Below are 21640 nucleotides of genomic sequence, written 5' to 3' on the forward strand. Positions count from 1 at the left end.
AAGATTTCCTCAATTAAAAGATTAAAAAGAGCTTCTCTTTCATGCATTTTGAAAATTAAAGAAAGTTTAAAGTTTTCTATATTTTAAATTATACTACACAAAAAATAAAAAACAAAAGGGCAACCTTGAAAAGTTTTACTCAAGATTGCCCCTGTCTTAGAATCCACAGGAACCTCCACAGCATCCACTTGTACAAGAATAGCCACTATCAGAAGACTTCGAGGATGAGATTATATTCACGCTTTTAAAAACTGCTTCAAGCTCATGACTGTGACAATTTGGACATTCAATCTCTTTGTTTTCCCTCTCTTTAATTGATGCTCTAACATTGAACTCCTCACCACAATCTTTGCACCTCAAATCGTAAAATGGCATACCCACCACTCCTTTTATTTTGTTTGCTAAATATATTATAGCTTCTAATACAGCAAAGGTCAATATACATATTAGGGGTATAAGGTAATATTTCTTCATAAACAATCAAATTTATAAAAGGTCCACAGATAGATAGTAGAATAACAAATAATAACCGAGTATTCGTATAGAAATACTTGACATTAACATTAAATTGCTTTATAATTGAAAATGAAAATCAATTTCAAAACGAAGAAGGGAGTTTTTGGTATGGTTCAGGGATTTGTAATTGCTTTTAGAGAGGTTTTTGAGATAATTCTTGTAGTTGTTGTGATGATTGGGGTTATTCAAAAGCTTAACCAAAAAGATTTGCTAAAAAGTTTGAATATTGGGCTGGTATTAGGGATTGTTTTAAGTGCATTGCTTGGTATTATTGTATTTGCTTTTTATGAGAGCTTGGAAGAGTCCTTTGAGGGAGTTGAGATAGCATTAAAAGCTTTATTGGTGATTCTAATTACATGGTTTTTAACTTTAGCTATCAAATATCAGAAAAAGGATTTTAGTCAGCAGACTTATAAAAAGGTTATTAATTTCCAAAAATATTCATATGGTATTTTTCTCCTATCTCTTGTAAATGTTCTGCGAGAAGGAGCGGAACTGGTAATATTTTCATTGGCTTCATTTTCCAAGAATAAATCCTTAACTTTATTCTACGGGATTGGCCTGGGGATATTTGCAGCTGTACTTTTGGGTTACTTTGTTTTTAAGCTTTCTAATGGAATTAACATAAGACTATTTTTCATTGTCACAACATTAATTTTGGTAATTGTTTCGTCTGATGTTTTAAAAGACTTGGTTGAAGAAATTCTTAAAGAAGGGTTAAAAACTCAGAATGAGGTTATTCCTGTTGCTCTAAGTTGTGTATATATTTTAGTATTCTTAGTCTTAATGATAAGTTCAAATATAATTTCAAGGCAGAAAACAGAGTAAAGGTTAAATCTTGTAATATTTCCCCCGCAAAAAAAATATATTTTTACTGACAAGTCCAATTGAAATTGCATAGGGGGAAAGATGTTTTGATGGATGCTGATATCTACAGAGAAATAGCAAAAAGGACAAACGGCGATATTTACATTGGTGTAGTTGGACCTGTTAGAACTGGAAAGTCCACCTTCATAAAAAGATTCATGGACCTTTTTGTAATTCCAAACATTGAAGATGAGTATAAAAAAGAAAGAACAAAAGATGAACTACCGCAAAGCGCTCAAGGAAAAACCATAATGACAACAGAACCCAAGTTTGTCCCGAATGAAGCTGTCGAAGTTTTGCTATCAAGCGGTGCAAGACTAAAGGTACGGCTTGTTGACTGTGTCGGCTACCTTGTTGAAGGTGCAATGGGGCACTTAGAAGAAAACCATCCGCGCATGGTCACAACACCGTGGTTTGAAAAGCCAATACCGTTTGAAGAGGCAGCAGAAATTGGCACTAAAAAGGTCATCCAGGACCACTCAACGATTGGGATAGTTGTCACAACAGATGGCACAATTACTGATATACCAAGAGAAAACTACATAAAGGCAGAAGAGAGGGTAATTGAAGAATTAAAGCAAATCAATAAACCATTTGTAATTGTTCTTAACACTGTAAAACCTTATTCGCCTGATACACAAGAATTAAAAAAAGAGCTTGAAGAAAAGCATAAAATGCCAGTTTTAGCTATCAACTGTCTTCAGATGCAGATTGAGGATGTAAAGAAGATTTTAGAGACGGTGTTATTTGAGTTTCCTATCGTTGAAGTAAAGATTAATTTGCCGAGGTGGTTTGATGAGCTGGAAGATAACTCATGGCTTAAAAAAGAGATTTATGAAAAGATAAAAGAATATGCGGAAAAGCTTGACAAAATAAGAGATATAACAGGCCGACTTGAAGTTTTAAAACAACATCCTCAAATTGCCGGATGTGAGGTTGTAGGAATCAATTTGGGTGATGGGAAAAGTGAGCTTTCAATTTACTTTAAAGAAGGACTTTTCTTTAAAATTATTGAAGAGTCAACTGGATTTGAAATAAAAGGCGATCATCATTTATTAAAACTTCTTTCTGAACTTGCACAGATGAAAAAGGATTATGATAAGCTCAAGGATGCATTAGAAGAAGCAGGTAAAAAAGGTTATGGCATTGTTCCACCATCTTTGGATGAACTTAAGCTTGAAACTCCTGAAATAGTCAAAAGAGGAAACAGTTTTGGTGTTAAACTCAAGGCGTCAGCTCCGTCCTTGCACATAATAAGAGTAGAAGTTGAAACCGAAGTATCACCAATTGTAGGAACAGAAAAACAAAGCGAAGAGCTTGTAAACTTTTTGATGAGGGAGTTTGAAGATGACCCAAAAAAGATTTGGGAATCCAATATATTTGGAAAATCTCTGCACGAGCTCGTTAAAGAAGGCTTGCAGAACAAGCTATATAGAATGCCAGAAGATGCACAGGCAAAACTAAAAGAAACTTTGCAAAAAATTATAAATGAAGGAAGTGGTGGTCTTATTTGTATAATACTTTAATACAAAAAGGTCCAACTGCGAAGGAGCTGGACCTTTTTGTTCTTTTAATATCCTCTTGCAAGGTAAATGTAACCTTTTTCAACATCACATGCAAGGTTTACACTTTTCGTATTTGATTTTGCTAAAAGATCGTTTGATGATGCATAGCCGATGTAAAGAGTATCGTATCTTTCTACACGGGTGTAATCACTTGTAGTGCAGATGATCATTGATGGCGCTTTTCTTGATTTTAAAAGTCTTATGAGTATATCTTTTTCACGTTGTTTGAGGCTTTCAAAGGGGATGTCCAAAACAACAATCAGAGGTTTTTTCTCAGCTGATAAATTTTTAATCCTAATCCACTGATAGAACGAAAAATCCAAAATTGAACCACTTTTGGTTTTTAAAAATACTATATTGAACTTTTCATTCTTTTCATATGGTGGATTGCCCTTTTCAAGATTGTAACATTTCAAATAGCTGCCAATGTTTGATTCTATTTTTTTCTTGATCTCACTTGGCAGATTTTCAAAACTCTTTGTCAGAAAGATAACAGATGACTTTGCAAGTTTTTCATCAAACTTTGCAACATACTGGTTTATATTTTCAACAGGAGGTAGATTCACAATATCGCCTGTGAGATTGTCAATCCAGAGGTAGCCTTGCGTCTTTTGCGGAATAAGCATAATATAGTCTAAGGTTTTGTAACTTTCTACATTCAAGGAATAGCTTTTGAAATCTTCACTTTTTATCTGAGGTATTTCAACCTCTTTTTGTGTGTCGTTTAACATTTTAAAGCCAAGGTAAACTTTGACATTTTTTGCGCAAAGGTCAAATGAAATTTTACTTATATTTGTAAGGTCAACAGGAGTTTTGAAGATGAGTTTAAAACTTTTTGCTTTTGTTGATGAGAGGCTGAAGTATATCTTGTTTGAATATTTACCCTGTGTCTTGTTCTTAGATGAAAGAAACATCGAAATACCCTTTGGACAGCTTAAGGCAAGGTAATCAAACGACCTAAGAAGCTGTAAAGTCTTACCTATTCCAACGGGTATACTGCATTTAAAATCTTTGTAAGTAAATGTTACAAAGCCTCTAAAATTAGATTTTGCTATAAAACTTCCGTCTTTGAACTCAAAAGCAGGATTTTTTTCTACTTGAACTTTTCTTGGGTCTATCTCTTTAAAGTGGCCAAGCTTATCTTTTATATAAAACCTTAGCCTTGTCGACTCACCGGGCAAAAGGTAAAGCTGCTTTTTATTTGTGGTCAAAATCTCCGGTTTGTACACCGAAATCTTTTTTTGTGCAAAAGCTTTCTGGTACACATCTTCATACACACAAGATATTGTAACAACACCATCTTTGTAAGGAGTAAATATGCCATCTTTTATGTCTATCTCGTAAGCATCTTGGTATACCTTCAAATATACAGCATCATATGCGATTGTGTTGTAGAACCTGTCCTTTGCAAAAACCTTTATGGGATACTCTTCGCCTGCAAAGACCTTGTCAGGACAGTCTATATAAAATGTGGCAATTTTATCATCTCTGTATTTGTAAAATGCTGTTATTGAATCAAAAACTTTTCTAGTCTCACCTGTGTTGTAAAAAGCTTTGAGATTTCCATCATTGTCCTTTGCAATAAGCTGTGTAGAGTACCCACCATCAAGGTTTATGGCTGTCCACACTCCAATTGACTGCAAAAAACTTGCAAGCTCACCTTGTGATAGGCCAATACTCTCTCCATTTCGGCCATCAACCGCAACAAGATAGAGGTATCGACCAGTTTTGTCAATGCCAATTGCAGAGCGAGGATGCCTCCCTAGAATCTCATGCGTAAAAGTTGATATTTTACCATCTTTTAACAAGAAGGTATTACCAGATGCCGCAGCTTTTATCTTCTCAAGGGGAACAGAGAGGTCTATCTTTATCTCCACCTTGTCGCCCACTTTGAAGTTTGTTTTTAGGTTTTTAGCATAGTTTCCTGTTGCCGCCAAAAGATATTCATCTTTCTCCAAGGCAACAGGTGGAGATTCTTCTTTGATATCTTTGATAATGCCATCTTTTATAATAAGCTCCACAATTCCCTTGTAGTTGTTTCCAATGGTTTTTTGAATATACTCGCCTGTGAACAAAATAGGGTATGTCAAATCGCCTGTGAACTTGTTTATGTGTGCAATCTTGAATTCATAACCAGAATCCACATTTACAAGCTTGTATGAAAGACCATTTATATAGTCAAAAAGAATTTCATTCGAGTTTGTGTACACAAAGGCCGGAAAGGTATTTTGCTTGTTATTTGGTGAAGACAGAATTTTACCACCTGATACAGAAATTCCAATTGGCCAGATTTTGTTGTAGTTTGTTTTGGTGTTTGTGTAAAAGAAGTTTGCGTTTATTGCAGCAACAGGGTTTTTATCGATTTGATTATAAACCATGTTATAAACAAAATCGCCTGTGTTTGCAACGCTGGCTTTCAGCACGTCAAAGTCAAATCCATCATCTATAAGGTCAAGCTTTATGCAATTTATATCTACAAAACCTTCATCTGTCAAAATTTCATACTTTTCGTAATATGTGCGAGGAGCAATCTGTTGTGTTGTTTTAAATCTCAAGATTTCTGTGCATGGCTTTGCAAATGTTGATATAACAATAGATAAAATTGTTGCAAATGATATAAAACTTATAAACCTTTTCATCTTCAAACTTGCCTCCACTCTATTGTCATAAAAATTTTATAATGTTTAGTCTTTTAATCCCCATATATTTCTCTTTATAGCATTGAAGACCAAATCCTTAGTTGCGGGATGAAACTGTTTTAAGCTTTTCACAAACTCTTTCATTCTTTGCCTGTTAGTTTTTCCATTTGCAGGGCATGGACTTGTGATTACGGGAAGTTCGAGCCTTTTTGCAGCAGACCTCAAGTCATGTTCTTTTAAGTAAATCATAGGTCTTATAGTTGTAATTTGAGTTCTGTCAAGGTACGTCTTTGGGGAAAAACAGTAGATTCTTCCCTCGAAAAATAAACTCAGGAAAAATGTTTCAACTACATCATCCAAGTGATGTCCAAGCGCAACCTTGTTGCAACCAAGACTTTTTGCAGTGGAGTTAAGTATTCCACGGCGAAGGTTTGCACAAAGCGAGCAAGGATTATCTTCTTTTCTAATGTCAAACACAATTTGTTTTATCTGCGATGGAACAAGATGAAATTCAACATTTATTTTATCACAAAATTCTTTGATTGGCAAAAAATCCATTCCTTCAAATCCCATATCAACTGTGATTGCTACAATCTCAAATTTTTTTGGATAAAACCTTCGCATAAAACTTAAAGTATAAAGCATAGTGAGACTATCTTTTCCGGCAGAAACACCAACTGCAATTTTATCTCCTTCTTCTATCATTTCAAAATCTTCTATAGCTTTTCTCACTTTGCTGAATATATGCTGCATTTTTATTCCCCCAAATGCTATTATTTTGATTTATATTGTAGACATTAATGAATTATACCATGTTTGTTATAATATAAGGAAGTTAAAAAATTCCTCATTACTGCCTCTTGACGAAAATTAAAAATGGTGCTATTATATAAATGCTGATGGCGGGGTGTAGCTCAGCTTGGTAGAGCACGTGGTTTGGGACCATGGGGCCGGAGGTTCAAGTCCTCTCACCCCGACCATTAAAAGGGTATTGACAAAAATGTAGAGTCTATGTTAAAATACAAAAACGTCGACTCTCAAAAAAAGAAGAAAGTAAAACATGGAGGGGTACCCAAGTGGTCAAAGGGGGCAGACTGTAAATCTGTTGCCGCAGGCTTCGTTGGTTCGAATCCAACCCCCTCCACCACTAAGATTGAAAATGGTGCTGGCGTAGCTCAATCGGTAGAGCAGCCGACTTGTAATCGGCAGGTTGCGGGTTCGAGTCCCATCGCCAGCTCCATTTAATTTAATAAAAAAGGATAACAGGTGCGCCATTAGCTCAGTTGGTAGAGCAGCTGACTCTTAATCAGCGGGTCTGGGGTTCGAGTCCCTAATGGCGCACCATTTAAATGCGCCCATAGCTCAGCTGGATAGAGCAACGGACTTCTAATCCGTAGGTCGGGGGTTCGAATCCTCCTGGGCGCGCCATTTGTTTTTGAGGGGTTTGAAGTTTGGAATAATATAACAAATGCATTTTCTACAGCTACCCTACAGCTACCCGAGAAACTGTAAAAATTTGGGGTAACTACTCCACTATCTTAGGAGTGGTTACCCTTTATATTTATATTCTCAGACAAATTGTTCAATTTCATTGCTGCAACTTTCTTTATCTCTGGCATGACATGAGAATAAATATTTTGTGTTGTTGAGATGTCATTATGCCCTAAAAGCTCTTGGACAACCTTTGGATGTTCATTGGCTTCTAAAAGTCTTGTTGCGTATGTGTGTCTTAAAGCATGAAAGTTTATATCAAGATTTGCCTTTTCAATTATGCGGTAGAATACTCTTAAAAAATTTCTTGGTTCAATTGGAGTGCCAAGTTCTGTTGCAAAGACTAAATTGTTGTCTTCATACAGGCCTCCAGCTTTCAGCTTTTCTTCAAGTTGTCTTTTGCGATGTTCTTTAAAGCCCATCTTTTCTTTTGTATATACTGCCTTCATTAATTTCCTCTCTTTTTTGTTTTGGTAGGCATTTTATAACACCTCTTTTATTTGAGCAAAGTCTATTTCAAGGTCTTCAAAAAGAGAAACCTTTATCTTATCATTAAAAGTGTGGACTTTTGGATATGAATATCCCATCTCTGGACGATATACATACACAAAAATGTTTTGCTCATATGGATTAACAATCCAATATTCTTTGACTCCAAATTGAGTGTAAAGATTAAGTTTTCGGATATAATCATGTGCAGGATTATTTTGTGACACAACCTCAATTATCATCTCAGGAGCTCCAACACAGCCTTTATCAGTAAGCTTTTTCTTATCACAAATAATTGATATATCAGGCTGAACAACGTTGACTGCCTGTTTTTCATCCTGTCCTTCCTCTATTAGGACTACATCAAATGGAGCTGTGTAAACTTTGCAGGGCTTATTAGAAGATTTGAGATAATTCTTTATCAATGTTGCAAGCTCTATTACAATTTCTTGGTGTACTCTTGAAGGTGCAGGGCTCATATCATAGATGACACCTTCAATGAGCTCTACTCTTGCGTCTTGTGGCAGCTGAAGATAGTCTGCATAGGTGTAAACCTTAGGTATCCTCACTTGCATCTGAATCACCTTCTTTGATGATTATTTCAATACTAATTATACAGTAGTTACAATTTTATTTTAACTCCCTCTTTGTTAGCTACAGTGACGTGTTTAAAGATAATCAGGTTGCAGGTGGTTGTTTGATTTTAGAGGAAATGGGCATTAAAAATGTTTATCTTCAAGTGAACAGAAAAATTGACAGAGACAAAAGAATAAAAGCGAGGTTTAAGCTATTTATTTCAATAGTATCAAGCCTTTCAAAATAGTGCATTTTTCATAGCACAGCTAAATAATAGAGTTTTTCAACATTTGTGATATAATAGTATATAGAAGGATAAAAAGTGAACACGCAAAATTGAAAAAATTAAGCTGCCTTAAAGAAGTTTTAAAACTTCTTTGGGGCAGCTTTTATTTTTGAAAAATACTGGAAAGGAGTTGATTTAAAATGACAAAGTTAGAGTATTTGAAAAAACAGCATAATTTATCATCAGCAAAGCTATCTTTGGCAGCAGGTATCAATTACACTTTGTTGACTTCTTTACAATTATATCACAAAAATTTTTGAAGGTAGTACAAATTCTCTAAGTTTCAAAAGTATTGTATTTGTCATTTCTTCTTTTAATTCTTTCGGGTAAGTGTAGATATTTTGTGATTCTTCATAAGGAAAAGAAGTAATTTCGTTTGCAAATGCTTTTTTCATTCTCTTAAGATAGTCTTTTGGGATTCTAAATAGTCCAAGTGAAATATCTAAAATCTTATCAGGGTTTATCTCTCCGAAAACTTGTTTTAAGAACTTTTCATAAATTGATTTCCAGTCTTCAATATATAAAATTGGGTCAAAGCAAAGCCTAACTTTCCAGCCATTTTCTGTAGCTTTTTTAATTGCATAAAGTCGTGAAGATAAAGAAGGTGTGCCATGTTCAAATTTTTCTATAATTTCTTGAGGAGACAGTGTCCATGCTAAAATTACATTATCTTGAGGTTTCAAGTTTTCTAAAGCTTGGAAGTTGGTACTTTTCGTTCTGATTTCAATTGTCAAATTTTGCTTTGAAGCTGCATATTCAATCCAAGCAGAAGAAAATGGGACAATTTTTTCAAGTGCTAAAAGGTCTGTTTCGTATGATACAGAAAGATACAGCGGCTTATTTTTCAAAACAGCATCAATCTCTTTAAAGTAGTCTTCGATGTTTACAAATATTACTACATTTGCAGAGGAGTACATTCCTTTTAAAAAGCAATACTCACAGCTGTAAATACAGTTCAAAATGTTGCTTGTATAAAAAAAGTTGTCATATCCAAAGTTGTGGCAAATTGAGGGACCGGGATAGAGAAACTCTCCCCATTTTTTTGCAAGTATTAGTTTTTTACTCTTTTCCTGAAGAGAGTAATTTTGCCTTGCTCTGCAGAAAACCTCTTTGTAGTTATCTATTTTAACTATTTGAGAGTTTTGCAGGTTCTCTAAAATCTTTATTGTAACAGGATGAGAAAGAACAGCTTTTTCAATATAAACATGAGAAAAATGCTTAGCTAAGAAGGATTTTTCTGAGCTTGTCAAAGTAGTTTTTGCCCTCCTTTTTAGAGTTTATTTGAACTTCAAAAAATTCAAAAATAGAATCAGGAAGTTTTTTATGCCTTATTATATAGTCTTTTAGCAAACTTTCAAGCTCATTGGTCATGTAAGCTGTAAGATGTAAACTGTTTTTTAGTTTATTTACAAGTAGAGGTATATTATCAATTTCAGGAGCATTGCTACAAAATTCAAGATTTAGTTTTAAGAGGGAATTTATCAGACTTTCTATATGAGGAATACTTTGTTTTATCAGATTTTGAATCTCAACAAGATTTATCTTTTCAAAGTCCAAAAAGTCATAAACAATCTTGATGCAGTGTACATTGTGCAGGGGCAAAAAGATAGAAGCTGCCTCAAAAAATCCTGCACTCTCCATGTCAACTATATCTCCCTCGATTTCAACTGGCAAGCTCTCTTTTTTCACAGGGTGCATAAAGCTTTCGAGTGTTGCCTCTTTCATGCTATGCTGAATTAAAATGTCTGGGTAGAATGCCTTTTTTGAGTGGTGATTTATTATTTTGTTGCAAAGAATAATATCGCCTTTTGAAAAGGCATTTTCCACAGCTCCGCAAATCCCAATGTTCAGGGCTATATCTTTGCTACCTGCTCCAAACTTTGTCATGGCAAATGTTGTTGCAATACTGCTCTTTACAATTCCTTCCTTGCTTTCTATAAGAAGAATATCATTGCCGGAAAAAATCTGAAATTTTGAAGGTTCATATAATTTTTTCAGGTCAAAATGTTCTATCAGAGGCTTTGCTTCTACATGAAATGCAGTGACGATGTATATCATTAAAAGCTCGCTCCTTTTGTTGCTGTTTGCAGATTTCAAATTCCAATTTCGATTATACCACATATCAAAATTCTCTGATATTGTTTGAAGAAAGCTTAGCACTATGTTTTAAATTTATTTTTTGTTAAATGATTGTGAACATATAAATCTAAAATTAGTTTTTTGAATAGATGATAAAAGATTTTTTAAAAAAATTTAAAGACGGGCGATTCTGAAAAAATTGCCCGTCTCTGCAACTCTATTAAAGATATGATTTTAGTTTTTCTAGCTGTTAATTTAAGATGATAAAGGAATAAGATTTTATTGAAAAAGAAAGTTTTCCATTTTTTAAAGACAAGATTTTCCCAGATCCTTTAACTATTTTGCCGGCAAGCTTAATATTAGATGGCAGGGTTATAGTCTTTGATAATTCCTTGCCCGTAAAGTTAAAAATTAAAACCATCTTCTGATTATTGTAAACTCTTGCGAAACAAAGTGTATCAGCAGAGGTTTTAATTAACTGGAAGTCTCCTTTTAGTAATGGTAAGTTCTTTTTTCGGAAACCAATCATGTCTCTGTAGAAATTGAGTAAAGAATTTTTGTCTTTTTCTTGTTTTTCAACTGAAGCAACATCAGGGCCGCTATTGTAAAGACTCATCTCCCAGTTTGTCTGTCCTTTTTTCCATGTCTCATACCATTTGAATGGTTCTCTAATATATTCATCTGGCTTTTGTCCTTTCATGCCAATTTCTTCACCATAGTAGATGAAAGGATTGCCAGGCAGTGTCAATAATAATGCTGCAGCTAATTTCATTTTGCTATTTGACCCAATTTCGGTATAAGCTCTGTTCATATCATGGTTTGTCAAAAATGGTGCATCAACAAATTGGGGATTGACATTTTTGTAGAGATTGTATATTGAAGAGAGGTTATTTTGCAAAGTTTGAGTATTTTCATATGTTACTCCTTCAATGATGTTTTGAGCAATAGTAAAATTAAAGCAAGAATCAAAAATCTTTGCATATTGCGCTATTCTTTGAGGGCTGTCCCACACTTCTGCTACAAGGTATACATCTTTTTTAATACTTCGACAGAATTTTGCATATTCTTCCCACCACAAAAGAGTATCTTTTTCTCTGCTCAAAGGATAAATATGCTTTGCAGCATCAAGCCTAAATCCATCTACTCCTTTTTCTAACCAGAACTTGGCGATTTTCTTCATCTCTTCTCTCACAGCTTTATTGTCAAAATTGAGATCGGGCATCTCAGACCAAAATATAGCATTGTAGTAACTATCACCCTTCTTGTACCATTGCCTTGTGCCAAGTTCTGATGGTTCATCGAGGTTTGTGTTTGGTGCTGCCCAGATATAATAGTTTCTGTACTTGCTATTTTTATTAATTGATGCTTCGATAAACCAAGGGTGTTTGCTGCTTGTGTGATTTATCATCATATCTATAATTACTTTGATACCCATCTTGTGAGCCTTTTTTATGAAGTTGACAAAATCCTCATTTGTACCATAGTCGGGATTGACTTTGTAATAGTTTGTTACATCATATCCGTGATAGCTTGGAGATTCAAATATTGGCATAAGCCAGATGGCATTTACACCTAAGGATTTGATATATGGAAGTTTTTCAGCCAAACCATTTATGTCCCCTATGCCATCACCACTACTATCATAAAATGACCTGACAAAAACTTCATAGAAAATCAAACCGTCTTTTTTAGTTTGAACTTGGCTTTGAGAATTAGAAAAACCTGCCAAAAACGAACTAAGTCCAATTACAAAAACGATAGCAAATATGAGTATGTACCTTAAGATTCTCTTCATTGAAATATTCCCCTTTCTCAAATGATATCGTTTGCATTATTATATACCATATGAACCTTTTTGTCTATATTGTCCAATTTGATGCGATAAATCACAAAAAAAAAAGAGGGATAAATCCCTCTACTTGTTCTCTTCACTTTTAGGTTTATCAAGTGCAACTAATTCTTCACTGTGATGATGTTGATGGAACTGGTGATCTTTGAAGTCAGATGCTTTTTGGGTTTCATTGCTGTGGTGGTGGTCATGGCCGTGGCAACCTCTTCCCATCATTGCTTTGTGCATGAAAATGTGTGCTAGCAAACATCCGCTCATTGCGAGAAGTATAAGCAGTGCCTCTTTCATCCCTAAATTCCACCTTTCATTTTTTATTTAGCAATTCCCAAATTTCTATTTTGTAAACTTATAAGCCCATATAAAATAGCTCCTGCAAGCATAGCAATGGTAAATCCAAATTCCATTGAGAGCATAATTGATAATACTGAACCTACAACTGACATTACGTCATTGAGTCCCCACATCACAGGAATTGTTTTGCTTTTCTTTTTATTTTCGCTTAATATCTTTATACCTCTTGGGAACGGCATTCCCATGAAAAAGCCTTGAATCATAACCAGTATGACTGCAATTAGTATTTTGCTGACTAAACTAAAATTGGAAGTCACTTTGAATATTGAGTTCAAAGAAAGTATTAGACCAATATTTATTACCATGACCAAAAGAGCAGGCAAATATATTCTATTTGACAGATTGTTAAACACCTTTGCATTGCTAAAGTATGCACCTATTCCGCTGCCAATCAAAAGCTCAGCAAGTACATAATTGAAGGCAAGTACTGGATGACCCAAGTATAGAATAAACTTTTGAATAAGCGGAATCTCAATTAGCATGTAGCCTGTTCCTAAGCTTGAAAAATACAAAGAAGGTTTGAACGCATTTTCTTGAGAGATAATTGGTGTAAACAATATCATGCTTCCCAGAAGTATGAAAAAGAAGATAAATACCAACACAGGTGAAACCCCTTTGCTAAAGTCATAAAAGTATGGCTTGTCGTCTGTTGCAAGCGTTGCACTAAATGAAAATCCGTTTTCGAACTGTACTAAAGTTAAATGGCCTTGCTTTATATGGTAAAGTGGTCCCTTATCGTTAACATAGGGGATATAAAGCGGAATAATCTTCCCTCTGTCTGCAGTCTCTTTTAATTTCTTGCTTTCAAACTGTGAAAAAAGCTTGTTTTTTACAATGATCATTGGATAATGAATATGTTCATTGCCGTTCATTAGTTGAATTTCTTTAGTAAAGATAGCCATATACTTTGGAGCCTCTTTAGGTGATATACCTCTGTCCTTGAAAAAGGTGGATTAGATATCCCCTATCACATGATTATGCCTGTATTCAATTCGACAGGAGTTTATGAATTTTCTCATCCACATCTTAAAGTTGAATATATTGCATACGTGTTGAAAAGAGGGGATTTTACTTCTATTGCAATAACTACAAAACCATATTATGGATATGCATTGAGTATAATATCAAAAAATCTAATTAAAATTAGCATTATTTTTATTTTAATTGGGCTTTTAGTATCGCTCTTGATCTCACGACATATTTCAAAGCGTATAATAAAAATTTCAGTTGCTACGCAAAAGATTGCTAAAGGCGAGGACTTTGAACTTAAAGACAGCTCAACAGATGAGGTTGGAGACCTCGCAAGGTCCATCAATAGCCTAAAAAATTCATTGAGGCTTCTTGAGAGGGTAAGACGAGAATTTGTTGCTAATTTTGTTCATGACTTGAAAACACCTATTGCTGTTATAAAAGGCTATTGTGAGAGCACAAAATATTTGGATATTGATGAAAAAGAAAAGATTAAACAGAATATGGATGGAATTGAAAGCAGTGTGATTATATGCAAAACCTGATTTCCAATATGGTTGAGCTTTCAAAGATTTCAGCGGGGATAATTGAGAAAAAGATAGAAGAAGTTAATGTTAATTTAGTAATCAAGCAGTCATGCGAACAGCTCAAGAAGCTTGCTGAGATTGAAGATGTTGAGATTATTATCAGAAGCTTAAATTCCCCAAAGATAAAGACTGACTTAAATTCATTTAGAAGAATAATAAACAACCTTCTGCAAAATGCAATTGAAAATACAAAAGATAAAAAGGTATATATTGAGGCCGAGAGGGAGTATGTGGATATCTACAATAAGACAGACCTCAAAGAAGAGGAACTCATTTTTCTATTTGAAAGATACAAATCAAGCAAGAAAGGTTTTGGGCTGGGGCTGTCTATCGTGAAAGAACTCTGCAAGATTTTGGATATAAAACTTGAGACATTTATAGTGGGTGGATATATTCATTTTAAAATATGGTTGAAATAAATCAAGAATATAGCAATTTTAGCATGATATACAGATATAAAGATTTTCTTGTTTCTGGGGCCTAATAATCTTTGTGATTAAGGGAGAAATCGATTTATGTTATAATAATGCAGATAAATTTTTTAAAATATAAGGAGATGAAAAATGTGAACAAAATCAAAGTTGCAGTGCTTGGCTGTGGCAACATTGCGCCAGTTTACCTTAAAAATCTCAAAAGGTTTGGGATATTTGACGTTGTTGCGTGCGCAGATGTGGACGCAGATAAGGCAAAGAACATAGCTACAGAGTTTTCTGTGTCGCAGGCGGTAGAACCTGACAAAGTGTATGACCTTGATGTGGATATAATTGTTAACCTCACCCCGCCTCAGCACCACTATGAAATAAACAAAAGGGTTTTGGAAAGTGGAAAGCATCTTTACAGTGAAAAGCCTCTTTGCTCAACGCTTAAGGAAGCAAAAGAAATTCTGGAGTTAGCAGAAAAGAAAAACCTTAAAGTTGGATGTGCGCCTGATACATTTCTTGGTGCGAACATTCAGACAGCAAAAAAGCTAATTGAAGATGGATGGATAGGAAGACCCTTTGCTGCAAACTGTTTTATACTCTACGGTGGACCTGAAAAGTGGCATCCAAACCCTCATTTTATTTTCAAAAAATACTTAGGACCGCTTTTTGACGTCGGGCCTTATTGTTTAACAGCTCTTGCGTTTTTACTTGGATCTGTCAAAAAAGTATCTGGTATGGGCATGGTAACATACAAAGAAAGGCTTATAACTTCTGAGCCTCACAGAGGAGAAAAGATTGAGGTTGAGATGCCGACATATGTGTCTGCAAACCTTCTTTTTGACACAGGTGTTATAGGAAATGTCACTGTGTCGTATGATGTGCCGGATACAAACCTGCGTGGGATAGAGATTTATGGGACAGAAGGTACGTTAATTGTTCCAGATCCGAACTTTTTTGACCATGGTAGAGTATATTTAAAAAGACATGATGATAAGGAATTTACAAAGATGCCCACCATCAATCCGTTCAATTACGACAACCTGCGCGGGCTTGGGATACTTGACATGGCACTTTCAATAAAGCTCTCAACACCTCTTAGGGCATCGGGCAGGCTTTCTTATCATGTGCTGGAAACTCTGTGGGCAATCTATCTTTCTGCCCAAGAGGGAAGGTTTGTTGATGTTGAGAGCACAGCGCCTTACACACCTCTTCTTGATATGGATTTATTAAAGGAGGTTTTATATTTATAAGTTGTAAATTTTAATGAGGATTTGCTTTTTAAAAGTTTGCACTCTGCTAAAAGTGTTTTTTGTATTCTTTGGCAGAGTGCTTTTTTGTTATATTCTCAAGCAAGCTTAAGTATAAATTATATAGTAACAAAAACTCTAAAGAGGCTCAAAAAATGAACGCATTCTGGCTTGGTGCAATTGTATCTTCTATTTTGTACCAGCTTCTTTTTGGGAATGTAGAAAAAATTACTGAAATTCTGTTCTCGGCACCTCAAAAAGCAGCTGATATTTTCTTAACCATTTTGCTTTCAATAATGCTTTGGTCAGGATTTTTGAGAGTTGTGCAGGATAGCAACCTTGTTGAGATTTTAAAAAAGCTTTTGAAACCCATTTTTGAAGCTTTATTTAAAACAAAAAACGAAAGAGCGCTGAATTTTATGCTTTTAAATGTTGTTGCTAACATGCTCGGGCTTGGTAATGCTGCAACGCCGGCAGGTATACTTGCCATGCAAGAGCTTTCAAAAGAAGCCAAAAATTCTACAGCCTCTGACGATATGATTTTGTTTGTGCTGATAAACACCTGTTCAATTCAGCTGATTCCAACAACTGCAATACTTCTGAGAACCAAATTTTCATCATCAGCTCCAGCAGCCATTACCTTTCCCACACTTTTTGTTTCAATGGCAAGTCTTTTTGTGGGAATTATAATGTGCAGAGTCTTATCGAAGGTGTGGAAGAAATGAAAAATATCTCAGATTATCTGATAGTCTCTTTTTTACTTGTAATAATCCTGCTTGCAGCCGCAAAAAAGATAGATGTATTTAAAAGCTTTGTAGAAGGTGTGAAAGATGGACTTAGGATTTCAATAAAGATATTCCCCAACGTTTTTGCACTGATTGTGGCTGTTGAGCTTTTCACAAAGACAGGGGTTCTGGATATCCTACAAAAGCTCTTGTCTCCCGTATTGAGCTTTTTTGGAATATACAAAGAAGTGCTTGGTCTTATTATAATAAAGCCGTTTTCTGGCAGTAGTAGCTTCGCAGTGTTAAAAGACATCTTCGAAAAATACGGTGTTGACTCTGACATAGGCATATATTCTTCTATAATATGCGCATCAACTGAAACTCTCTTTTACGTCATCACCACATACCTTGCAGCAACCAATGTAAAAAAGACAAGGTATCTGATACCGGTAGCGATAGCTGTAGATTTTTTTGTTTTAATCATTGCGGCTATGATAGTTAAAATGAGTATGTAGAAAATGATAAGCCACAGGCAAGACTGCCTGTGGCTATTTTGATTAATATATTAAATTTTCAAGCAGCACCTTTTATAAACATTTTTGCAAGTTCTGCAGCAGATGCCGCATCAGGTGCATATCCGTCAGCACCAATGTTTTTTGCAAAGCTTTCTGTCACAGGTGCACCACCAACAATCACCTTTACTTTGTCGCGAAGTCCTTGCTCCTGTAGCTTTTCAATTGTTGTTTTCATGTTTGGCATAGTTGTTGTAAGCAATGCTGACATTGCAACAATCTGTGGACTATGATTTTTTACAGCATCACAGAACTTTTCAGGTGCAACATCCACCCCAAGATCGATTACCTCAAGCCCTGCACCTGTCATCATCATAGCAACTAAGTTTTTTCCAATATCGTGTAAATCGCCTTTTACAGTGCCAATTACAACCTTACCGATAGGCTTTACACCTGTCTCTGTCAGGATTGGCTTTAATACTTCCAGAGCAGCTTTCATTGCACGTGCTGCAATCAACACCTCTGGTACGTAAATCTCATTGTTTTTGAACTTCTCACCAACAACCGACATTGCTTGAATGAGCGCATCGTTTAAGATTGTCTCAGCACAGATTCCGGAAGATAAAGCTTCTTTTACCTTTTCAGGTGCAAGTTTTGCGTTGCCTTTTTGAATAAGCTGTGATATCTCGTTTAGAATCTCCATTTTTAAATCTGCCTCCTTTAAACATTAGATGTTAATATACTATAACTTCCAAGGCCAAATGGCAAGATCATATAGCGTGATGTGAAGTTTTCAAAGTCAATAAAGCTCTGCGGACGTCTGTACAGCTCATCAAACACGTCTGCTTTGTGGTTTGCTTCTATAAGGTTAAAAAGTGTGTTTGTTAAAATTATCTCGAGATCATTTTTGCCCTCATTTACATACTCTGTTATGTCAGCCAAAAACGGCTGGGAAAAAAGAGTGCATATTTTCTTGCCGTTTACAAACACTTTAGCAACTGCCGCATTGACACTATTGAGCTTTATATAAAATCTTTTTGAACTTTCTTTTGTAATCTCAAAAGAGCTTTTTAGACTTAGCGACCCAACATAAAAAGGATACCCGTCTTTTGTTATATCAAAATGACATGGCTTTTTAGGCTCGGTTAAGATAAACCTTGTCTCATCAACGCAGATAAGAGAAAAGCTTCCTACAAGATAAATGGCTTCAACCTCAGTTGGTCTGTGGTTTTTGGAGTCTTTTACCCTCTCATGACAGCCAGGTGCTGTGATGTTGTTTGACTTTCTGCCACTTAGTACTATTTCATTTTTGCCTTCTTTGACAAAAGAGGTGATATCAATCTTGCCAATGTTAACATCTAAAAAGTTCTGGTCGGGCGAAAAACTTTCACTTTTTCTCTCAAATTTGACAGGCTGATTGTTTACAAGAATCATATCGAGGTTCTCAGCACATTCTATTGCCACAAAAAGTTTTGACGGTACTTTTTCAACCTCAAAATAGTAGGTGGCTTTGAAAGGGGTTCCCTCTGGAAGATTATAAAAATGCTTGTGCCAAACCTGGGCACAATAACAATCTTCAAAAATTACCTTTCCATCAACTTCATATTTTATTTTGTCAAGTATTAGTATATTGTAGTTTTTAAGTTCTATGTCAAACTCACCGCTACCTGTTTTGTATTCAAAACTATTGTCAAATACAACGCCTGATATGACATTTTTTGTATTATGCGAAAGCTCCTTGCTAGATACCAAAAGACACAGGCTTGATGCAGGATACATTGTTGCATCAATCACAGCAAAGCCTTTTTCTTTTCTTAATGTTGGAATCTTGAACACACCAAAATCTACAAGGTTTGCGACAAAAACATTTTTGTCAGTAGGAATTTTTATTGTGATTTCTGCTTCTCTTTGAAGGTCTGTGTTTGCCAAAAATATTATTCTGTTTCCATCATTTAGCTTTCTGCTCTGAAGTATGATTTTTTTAGCGTTTTGACCTGTCTTTTTATCAATTACTTCAATATAAGTTGAAACCTCTTCTTTTAAGATATTCACAAGTTCATTCAAATCGGCAGCATTTATAAATTTCTCTTTTAAAGGAATATCAAACTTTTTGCCGTCTATCATGCAAAGTTCAAATCTTGAAAACATGAAATCTTTAAGTGCAACTACTTTGCCACCATTATTTACAAAGTCTTCCAAAAGTTCAAAAGTTGCCTTCCTTAAATTTGTAAGAGGCGGCAAGACAACTACTTTGTAGCTATAACTGCCAACTTTAATTTTGTCATTTTCAACTTGTGCATACTTTGATAGGATTATTTCATCGCCAAAGTGAAAGTCAATCTTGTTTGCTATGAGCTCTTTTACCGTTTTATCAAGCAAAATATCCAGCTTGTCCACGCTGTCATCAAACTTAGAATACTCTGACCAGGCAGATGATATAGGGTGAAGTAAGAGCACATCAACATCTCTTTTGCCGAGCCCTGCTATGTACGAAATTCTTGCAAGATAGTCTGCAAAGAACTTTTCATCTTCCCACCATGGCTGCTGGTAAAAAAGGTTTGGTGGATAGTCTCTTTTTCTCTCACCTCTCATGGAATATAGGCTAAGATGTGGGTTTATGTATGTTATACCAAGCACTGCCTGCCAGTCTGATATCCATTTTCTATGAAGAAAACTCACATGCTGCCCTGTTGTTCCAAAAGTTTCGCACAGTACTCCTTTTTTGTTAAGCTGCTCTGCAACCGATGATACCTGTTTCATTGTAACTACCTGCTCTAAATGTCTTGCAAGCTTATCAACTCCAGGAAGCTGCATGTACTCATAGTGAGGCATTGCAGCGCCTATCCATTCAATCTGGCCACGCATTGTATCTTCAGCCATATAATGCCCTGTCATCATGACACCATTTTTTTCACACCACTTTGCATAAGGAATAGTAAAGTTTTCTATGAACATTTCAAGCGCAATATCAAAAAAGTCAAATCTGACCTTGTGGTAATTGCCCACATTGAAGAAGAGCTCTTCAAAATGATCTTTTATATCATACCCTTTTTCCTGCAAGAACTTTTCTGGCAACTTTTCTGTCCATGGCAATGTAGCAATATCTTTGTAGTGTACCCTTAAATATGTTGGCTCATCTGTGAATATTCCCGGCATTGTATCGCCAAAATACTCTTGGCAATAGCTTTTGTATCTCTCATGTGTGAGGTTTATAAACTCCAAAGTTACCTCTTTTGAAAGAAGGTCAACGTAGCAGCTTCCGTTGAACCACTTGTCGCCAAGCTTCATTGTGCGCTTTGCAACAATGTACTTTACACCTTCATGCACAAAGCTTGATAAAACCTCATCATCTTGTTCTAACTGTTCTTCCTTTAAAAGTACTAAGAATTTGTGCCTGTAAGAAGGGTTTTTAAGGGCAACTTCTCCGCCTGCAAAACCAGACGGCCACTTGTCCTCATCATAAAGCCATGCAAGCATGTTTAACTTTTTTGCATGTTCTATGCATTTTTTTACAAGGTAAAGCCACTCATCAGAAAGATACTCTGTCACAAGCCCAACCCTTGAGTGCATGAAAAAGCCACCATAACCTTTTTGGTGCATTTCGGTTATCTGGCGCAAAAGCTCTTCCTCTTTTAAATTGTCATTCCAGCTCCAGAAAGGTGCGCACCTGTAAAAATTATCTGGGTTTTTAAGTTTTTCTAAATCAAGCATTTTTGGTCTCCTTTCTATATTATGCTTTTAATTTATTTATCCTTTCTCAAATCCAAAACCTTTTGAATCTCCTCAGCGCTTAGAACCTGCGGTGTGCCTATTTGACTTGATAAAAATAAAATCTTTGCCCAGAACTCAACAACCTCAAGCTTGTAAAATGCCATCTCCAAGTGCTTGTCGTATGTCAAAACACCATGGTTTGAAAGAAGTACAGCATCATAGTCTTTTATAAATGGTGCTATTGACTCTGGTACCTCAACTGTTGAAGGTGTTGCGAACGGCGCAACAGGAATGTACCCGCCAAAGATGAAAACAGACTCTGCTAAAATTGGTTTGTCAAGAGGCTTTCTTAAGACTGCAAATGTGGTTGCATAAGGTGAGTGTGCATGAACACAGGCATTAACATCTTCTCTTTCTTGATAGACTTTAAGGTGCATCTTTATCTCAGAGGATGGCTTGTAGTTTGACTTTTCAATAATTTTACCTTCTATATCAATTAGAACAAGCATATCTTCACTCAAAAAACCTTTTGATACCCCAGAAGGTGTTGTAATAATTTTATCCTTGTCCACTCTAACAGAGATGTTTCCATCAGGTCCGCTAATATAACCTCTTTCGTACATGATTCTTCCAATTCTGCATATCTGTGTTTTGATATTTCTTATATCCTGCATTTTTTCCACCTTTCTTTTAAATTATATTGTCGTGATATTGTTTTATTTTGATTTTTTGTTCTATTTTATTTTACAATTATTTGAT

19 protein-coding genes, 5 tRNA genes and 1 pseudogene are annotated in these 21640 nt (G+C 35.4%); 12 read left to right on the forward strand and 13 right to left on the reverse strand.

Annotation, left to right across the window (positions count from 1 at the left end; all coding sequences use genetic code 11):
• Positions 1 to 156 precede the first annotated feature (156 nt).
• On the reverse strand, positions 157 to 375 hold the full coding sequence (locus CaldiYA01_RS01075) for a zinc ribbon domain-containing protein (protein ID WP_207180499.1): 219 nt from the start codon (positions 373 to 375) through the stop codon (positions 157 to 159).
• Positions 376 to 624: 249 nt separating this feature from the next.
• Between CaldiYA01_RS01075 and CaldiYA01_RS01080 the strand changes: the two genes are divergently transcribed.
• The gene (locus CaldiYA01_RS01080) at positions 625 to 1344 is read left to right on the forward strand and encodes an FTR1 family protein (protein WP_207180500.1); all 720 of its coding nucleotides are present in this window, start codon (positions 625 to 627) and stop codon (positions 1342 to 1344) included.
• Between the two features lie 89 nt (positions 1345 to 1433).
• Positions 1434 to 2909, forward strand: coding sequence for a stage IV sporulation protein A (gene spoIVA / locus CaldiYA01_RS01085; RefSeq protein ID WP_207180509.1), 1476 nt, complete (start codon positions 1434 to 1436; stop codon positions 2907 to 2909).
• Between the two features lie 44 nt (positions 2910 to 2953).
• Here spoIVA and CaldiYA01_RS01090 read toward each other — a convergent pair whose 3' ends face one another.
• Positions 2954 to 5587, reverse strand: a complete 2634-nt coding sequence (locus tag CaldiYA01_RS01090) for a phosphodiester glycosidase family protein (RefSeq protein WP_207180511.1) — start codon at positions 5585 to 5587, stop codon at positions 2954 to 2956.
• A 45-nt stretch (positions 5588 to 5632) separates the two neighbouring features.
• Positions 5633 to 6340: a tRNA 2-thiocytidine biosynthesis TtcA family protein gene (locus CaldiYA01_RS01095; RefSeq protein ID WP_207180514.1), complete on the reverse strand. Its 708-nt coding sequence runs from the start codon at positions 6338 to 6340 to the stop codon at positions 5633 to 5635.
• 150 nt (positions 6341 to 6490) lie between these two features.
• On the opposite strand from CaldiYA01_RS01095, the gene CaldiYA01_RS01100 reads away from it, so the two are divergent.
• The 5 genes from CaldiYA01_RS01100 (at position 6491) to CaldiYA01_RS01120 (ending at position 7015) form a co-directional block, all read left to right on the forward strand.
• A tRNA-Pro gene (locus CaldiYA01_RS01100) sits at positions 6491 to 6567 on the forward strand.
• 82 nt (positions 6568 to 6649) lie between these two features.
• A tRNA-Tyr gene (locus CaldiYA01_RS01105) sits at positions 6650 to 6734 on the forward strand.
• Between the two features lie 17 nt (positions 6735 to 6751).
• Positions 6752 to 6827 (forward strand) — tRNA-Thr (locus tag CaldiYA01_RS01110).
• 28 nt (positions 6828 to 6855) lie between these two features.
• Positions 6856 to 6931, forward strand: a tRNA-Lys gene (locus CaldiYA01_RS01115).
• A gap of 7 nt (positions 6932 to 6938) precedes the next feature.
• Positions 6939 to 7015, forward strand: a tRNA-Arg gene (locus tag CaldiYA01_RS01120).
• 110 nt (positions 7016 to 7125) lie between these two features.
• On the opposite strand, the pseudogene CaldiYA01_RS01125 reads toward CaldiYA01_RS01120, so the two are convergent.
• From CaldiYA01_RS01125 to CaldiYA01_RS01155, 7 genes and pseudogenes are all read right to left on the reverse strand, one after another.
• Positions 7126 to 7491: pseudogene (locus tag CaldiYA01_RS01125) on the reverse strand (tyrosine-type recombinase/integrase); the annotation flags it as partial.
• A gap of 69 nt (positions 7492 to 7560) precedes the next feature.
• On the reverse strand, positions 7561 to 8142 hold the full coding sequence (locus tag CaldiYA01_RS01130) for a Uma2 family endonuclease (RefSeq protein WP_207180517.1): 582 nt from the start codon (positions 8140 to 8142) through the stop codon (positions 7561 to 7563).
• A 526-nt stretch (positions 8143 to 8668) separates the two neighbouring features.
• Complete coding sequence (locus CaldiYA01_RS01135; protein WP_207180519.1) at positions 8669 to 9679, reverse strand: SPL family radical SAM protein; 1011 nt, start codon at positions 9677 to 9679, stop codon at positions 8669 to 8671.
• A complete protein-coding gene (locus CaldiYA01_RS01140) occupies positions 9648 to 10487 on the reverse strand; it encodes a 5'-methylthioadenosine/S-adenosylhomocysteine nucleosidase family protein (protein WP_207182694.1) in 840 nt (279 codons plus the stop codon). Before CaldiYA01_RS01140 ends, CaldiYA01_RS01135 begins: the two co-directional genes overlap by 32 nt.
• Before the next feature lie 271 nt (positions 10488 to 10758).
• Entirely contained in the window at positions 10759 to 12303 is a 1545-nt protein-coding gene (locus CaldiYA01_RS01145) for an alpha-amylase family glycosyl hydrolase (RefSeq protein ID WP_207180522.1), read from the reverse strand.
• 120 nt (positions 12304 to 12423) lie between these two features.
• A complete protein-coding gene (locus CaldiYA01_RS01150) occupies positions 12424 to 12645 on the reverse strand; it encodes a hypothetical protein (protein ID WP_013402211.1) in 222 nt (73 codons plus the stop codon).
• A gap of 23 nt (positions 12646 to 12668) precedes the next feature.
• The gene (locus CaldiYA01_RS01155; protein ID WP_238480563.1) at positions 12669 to 13610 is read right to left on the reverse strand and encodes a hypothetical protein; all 942 of its coding nucleotides are present in this window, start codon (positions 13608 to 13610) and stop codon (positions 12669 to 12671) included.
• A gap of 69 nt (positions 13611 to 13679) precedes the next feature.
• Here CaldiYA01_RS01155 and CaldiYA01_RS12215 point away from each other — a divergent pair, with 69 nt between their 5' ends.
• From CaldiYA01_RS12215 to CaldiYA01_RS01175, 5 genes are all read left to right on the forward strand, one after another.
• Positions 13680 to 14222 (forward strand): HAMP domain-containing protein, encoded by a 543-nt coding sequence (locus CaldiYA01_RS12215; RefSeq protein ID WP_238480564.1) that lies wholly within the window; start codon positions 13680 to 13682, stop codon positions 14220 to 14222.
• Positions 14210 to 14683, forward strand: coding sequence for a sensor histidine kinase (locus tag CaldiYA01_RS12220; RefSeq protein WP_238480565.1), 474 nt, complete (start codon positions 14210 to 14212; stop codon positions 14681 to 14683). Before CaldiYA01_RS12215 ends, CaldiYA01_RS12220 begins: the two co-directional genes overlap by 13 nt.
• Before the next feature lie 146 nt (positions 14684 to 14829).
• Positions 14830 to 15936, forward strand: coding sequence for a Gfo/Idh/MocA family protein (locus CaldiYA01_RS01165; RefSeq protein ID WP_207180524.1), 1107 nt, complete (start codon positions 14830 to 14832; stop codon positions 15934 to 15936).
• A 152-nt stretch (positions 15937 to 16088) separates the two neighbouring features.
• The gene (locus CaldiYA01_RS01170) at positions 16089 to 16658 is read left to right on the forward strand and encodes a nucleoside recognition domain-containing protein (protein WP_207180526.1); all 570 of its coding nucleotides are present in this window, start codon (positions 16089 to 16091) and stop codon (positions 16656 to 16658) included.
• Positions 16655 to 17173: a nucleoside recognition domain-containing protein gene (locus tag CaldiYA01_RS01175; protein ID WP_207180528.1), complete on the forward strand. Its 519-nt coding sequence runs from the start codon at positions 16655 to 16657 to the stop codon at positions 17171 to 17173. Before CaldiYA01_RS01170 ends, CaldiYA01_RS01175 begins: the two co-directional genes overlap by 4 nt.
• Before the next feature lie 58 nt (positions 17174 to 17231).
• Here CaldiYA01_RS01175 and CaldiYA01_RS01180 read toward each other — a convergent pair whose 3' ends face one another.
• From CaldiYA01_RS01180 to CaldiYA01_RS01190, 3 genes are read right to left on the reverse strand one after another with little or no spacing between them, the layout of a single operon-like run.
• On the reverse strand, positions 17232 to 17873 hold the full coding sequence (locus CaldiYA01_RS01180; protein WP_207180530.1) for a cobalamin B12-binding domain-containing protein: 642 nt from the start codon (positions 17871 to 17873) through the stop codon (positions 17232 to 17234).
• Positions 17874 to 17890: 17 nt separating this feature from the next.
• Entirely contained in the window at positions 17891 to 20881 is a 2991-nt protein-coding gene (locus CaldiYA01_RS01185; RefSeq protein WP_207180532.1) for an alpha-L-rhamnosidase, read from the reverse strand.
• Positions 20882 to 20913: 32 nt separating this feature from the next.
• Complete coding sequence (locus tag CaldiYA01_RS01190) at positions 20914 to 21555, reverse strand: class II aldolase/adducin family protein (RefSeq protein WP_207180534.1); 642 nt, start codon at positions 21553 to 21555, stop codon at positions 20914 to 20916.
• Positions 21556 to 21640: the final 85 nt, after the last annotated feature.

It is taken from the genome of Caldicellulosiruptor diazotrophicus, from assembly GCF_017347585.1.
GTDB classification, from domain to species: Bacteria; Bacillota; Thermoanaerobacteria; order Caldicellulosiruptorales; family Caldicellulosiruptoraceae; genus Caldicellulosiruptor; species Caldicellulosiruptor diazotrophicus.

Bases quoted from the DNA above. Each gene is read 5' to 3' on its own strand.
- CaldiYA01_RS01170 (WP_207180526.1), top strand. From the start codon at position 16,089: ATGAACGCATTCTGGCTTGGTGCAATTGTATCTTCTATTTTGTACCAG.
- CaldiYA01_RS12220 (WP_238480565.1), top strand. From the start codon at position 14,210: ATGCAAAACCTGATTTCCAATATGGTTGAGCTTTCAAAGATTTCAGCG.
- CaldiYA01_RS01095 (WP_207180514.1), bottom strand. From the start codon at position 6,340: ATGCAGCATATATTCAGCAAAGTGAGAAAAGCTATAGAAGATTTTGAA.
- CaldiYA01_RS01130 (WP_207180517.1), bottom strand. From the start codon at position 8,142: ATGCAAGTGAGGATACCTAAGGTTTACACCTATGCAGACTATCTTCAG.
- CaldiYA01_RS01145 (WP_207180522.1), bottom strand. From the start codon at position 12,303: ATGAAGAGAATCTTAAGGTACATACTCATATTTGCTATCGTTTTTGTA.
- CaldiYA01_RS01150 (WP_013402211.1), bottom strand. From the start codon at position 12,645: ATGAAAGAGGCACTGCTTATACTTCTCGCAATGAGCGGATGTTTGCTA.
- CaldiYA01_RS01080 (WP_207180500.1), top strand. From the start codon at position 625: ATGGTTCAGGGATTTGTAATTGCTTTTAGAGAGGTTTTTGAGATAATT.
- CaldiYA01_RS12215 (WP_238480564.1), top strand. From the start codon at position 13,680: ATGATTATGCCTGTATTCAATTCGACAGGAGTTTATGAATTTTCTCAT.
- CaldiYA01_RS01190 (WP_207180534.1), bottom strand. From the start codon at position 21,555: ATGCAGGATATAAGAAATATCAAAACACAGATATGCAGAATTGGAAGA.
- CaldiYA01_RS01185 (WP_207180532.1), bottom strand. From the start codon at position 20,881: ATGCTTGATTTAGAAAAACTTAAAAACCCAGATAATTTTTACAGGTGC.
- CaldiYA01_RS01140 (WP_207182694.1), bottom strand. From the start codon at position 10,487: ATGATATACATCGTCACTGCATTTCATGTAGAAGCAAAGCCTCTGATA.
- CaldiYA01_RS01175 (WP_207180528.1), top strand. From the start codon at position 16,655: ATGAAAAATATCTCAGATTATCTGATAGTCTCTTTTTTACTTGTAATA.
- spoIVA (WP_207180509.1), top strand. From the start codon at position 1,434: ATGGATGCTGATATCTACAGAGAAATAGCAAAAAGGACAAACGGCGAT.
- CaldiYA01_RS01180 (WP_207180530.1), bottom strand. From the start codon at position 17,873: ATGGAGATTCTAAACGAGATATCACAGCTTATTCAAAAAGGCAACGCA.
- CaldiYA01_RS01075 (WP_207180499.1), bottom strand. From the start codon at position 375: ATGCCATTTTACGATTTGAGGTGCAAAGATTGTGGTGAGGAGTTCAAT.
- CaldiYA01_RS01090 (WP_207180511.1), bottom strand. From the start codon at position 5,587: ATGAAAAGGTTTATAAGTTTTATATCATTTGCAACAATTTTATCTATT.
- CaldiYA01_RS01155 (WP_238480563.1), bottom strand. From the start codon at position 13,610: ATGGCTATCTTTACTAAAGAAATTCAACTAATGAACGGCAATGAACAT.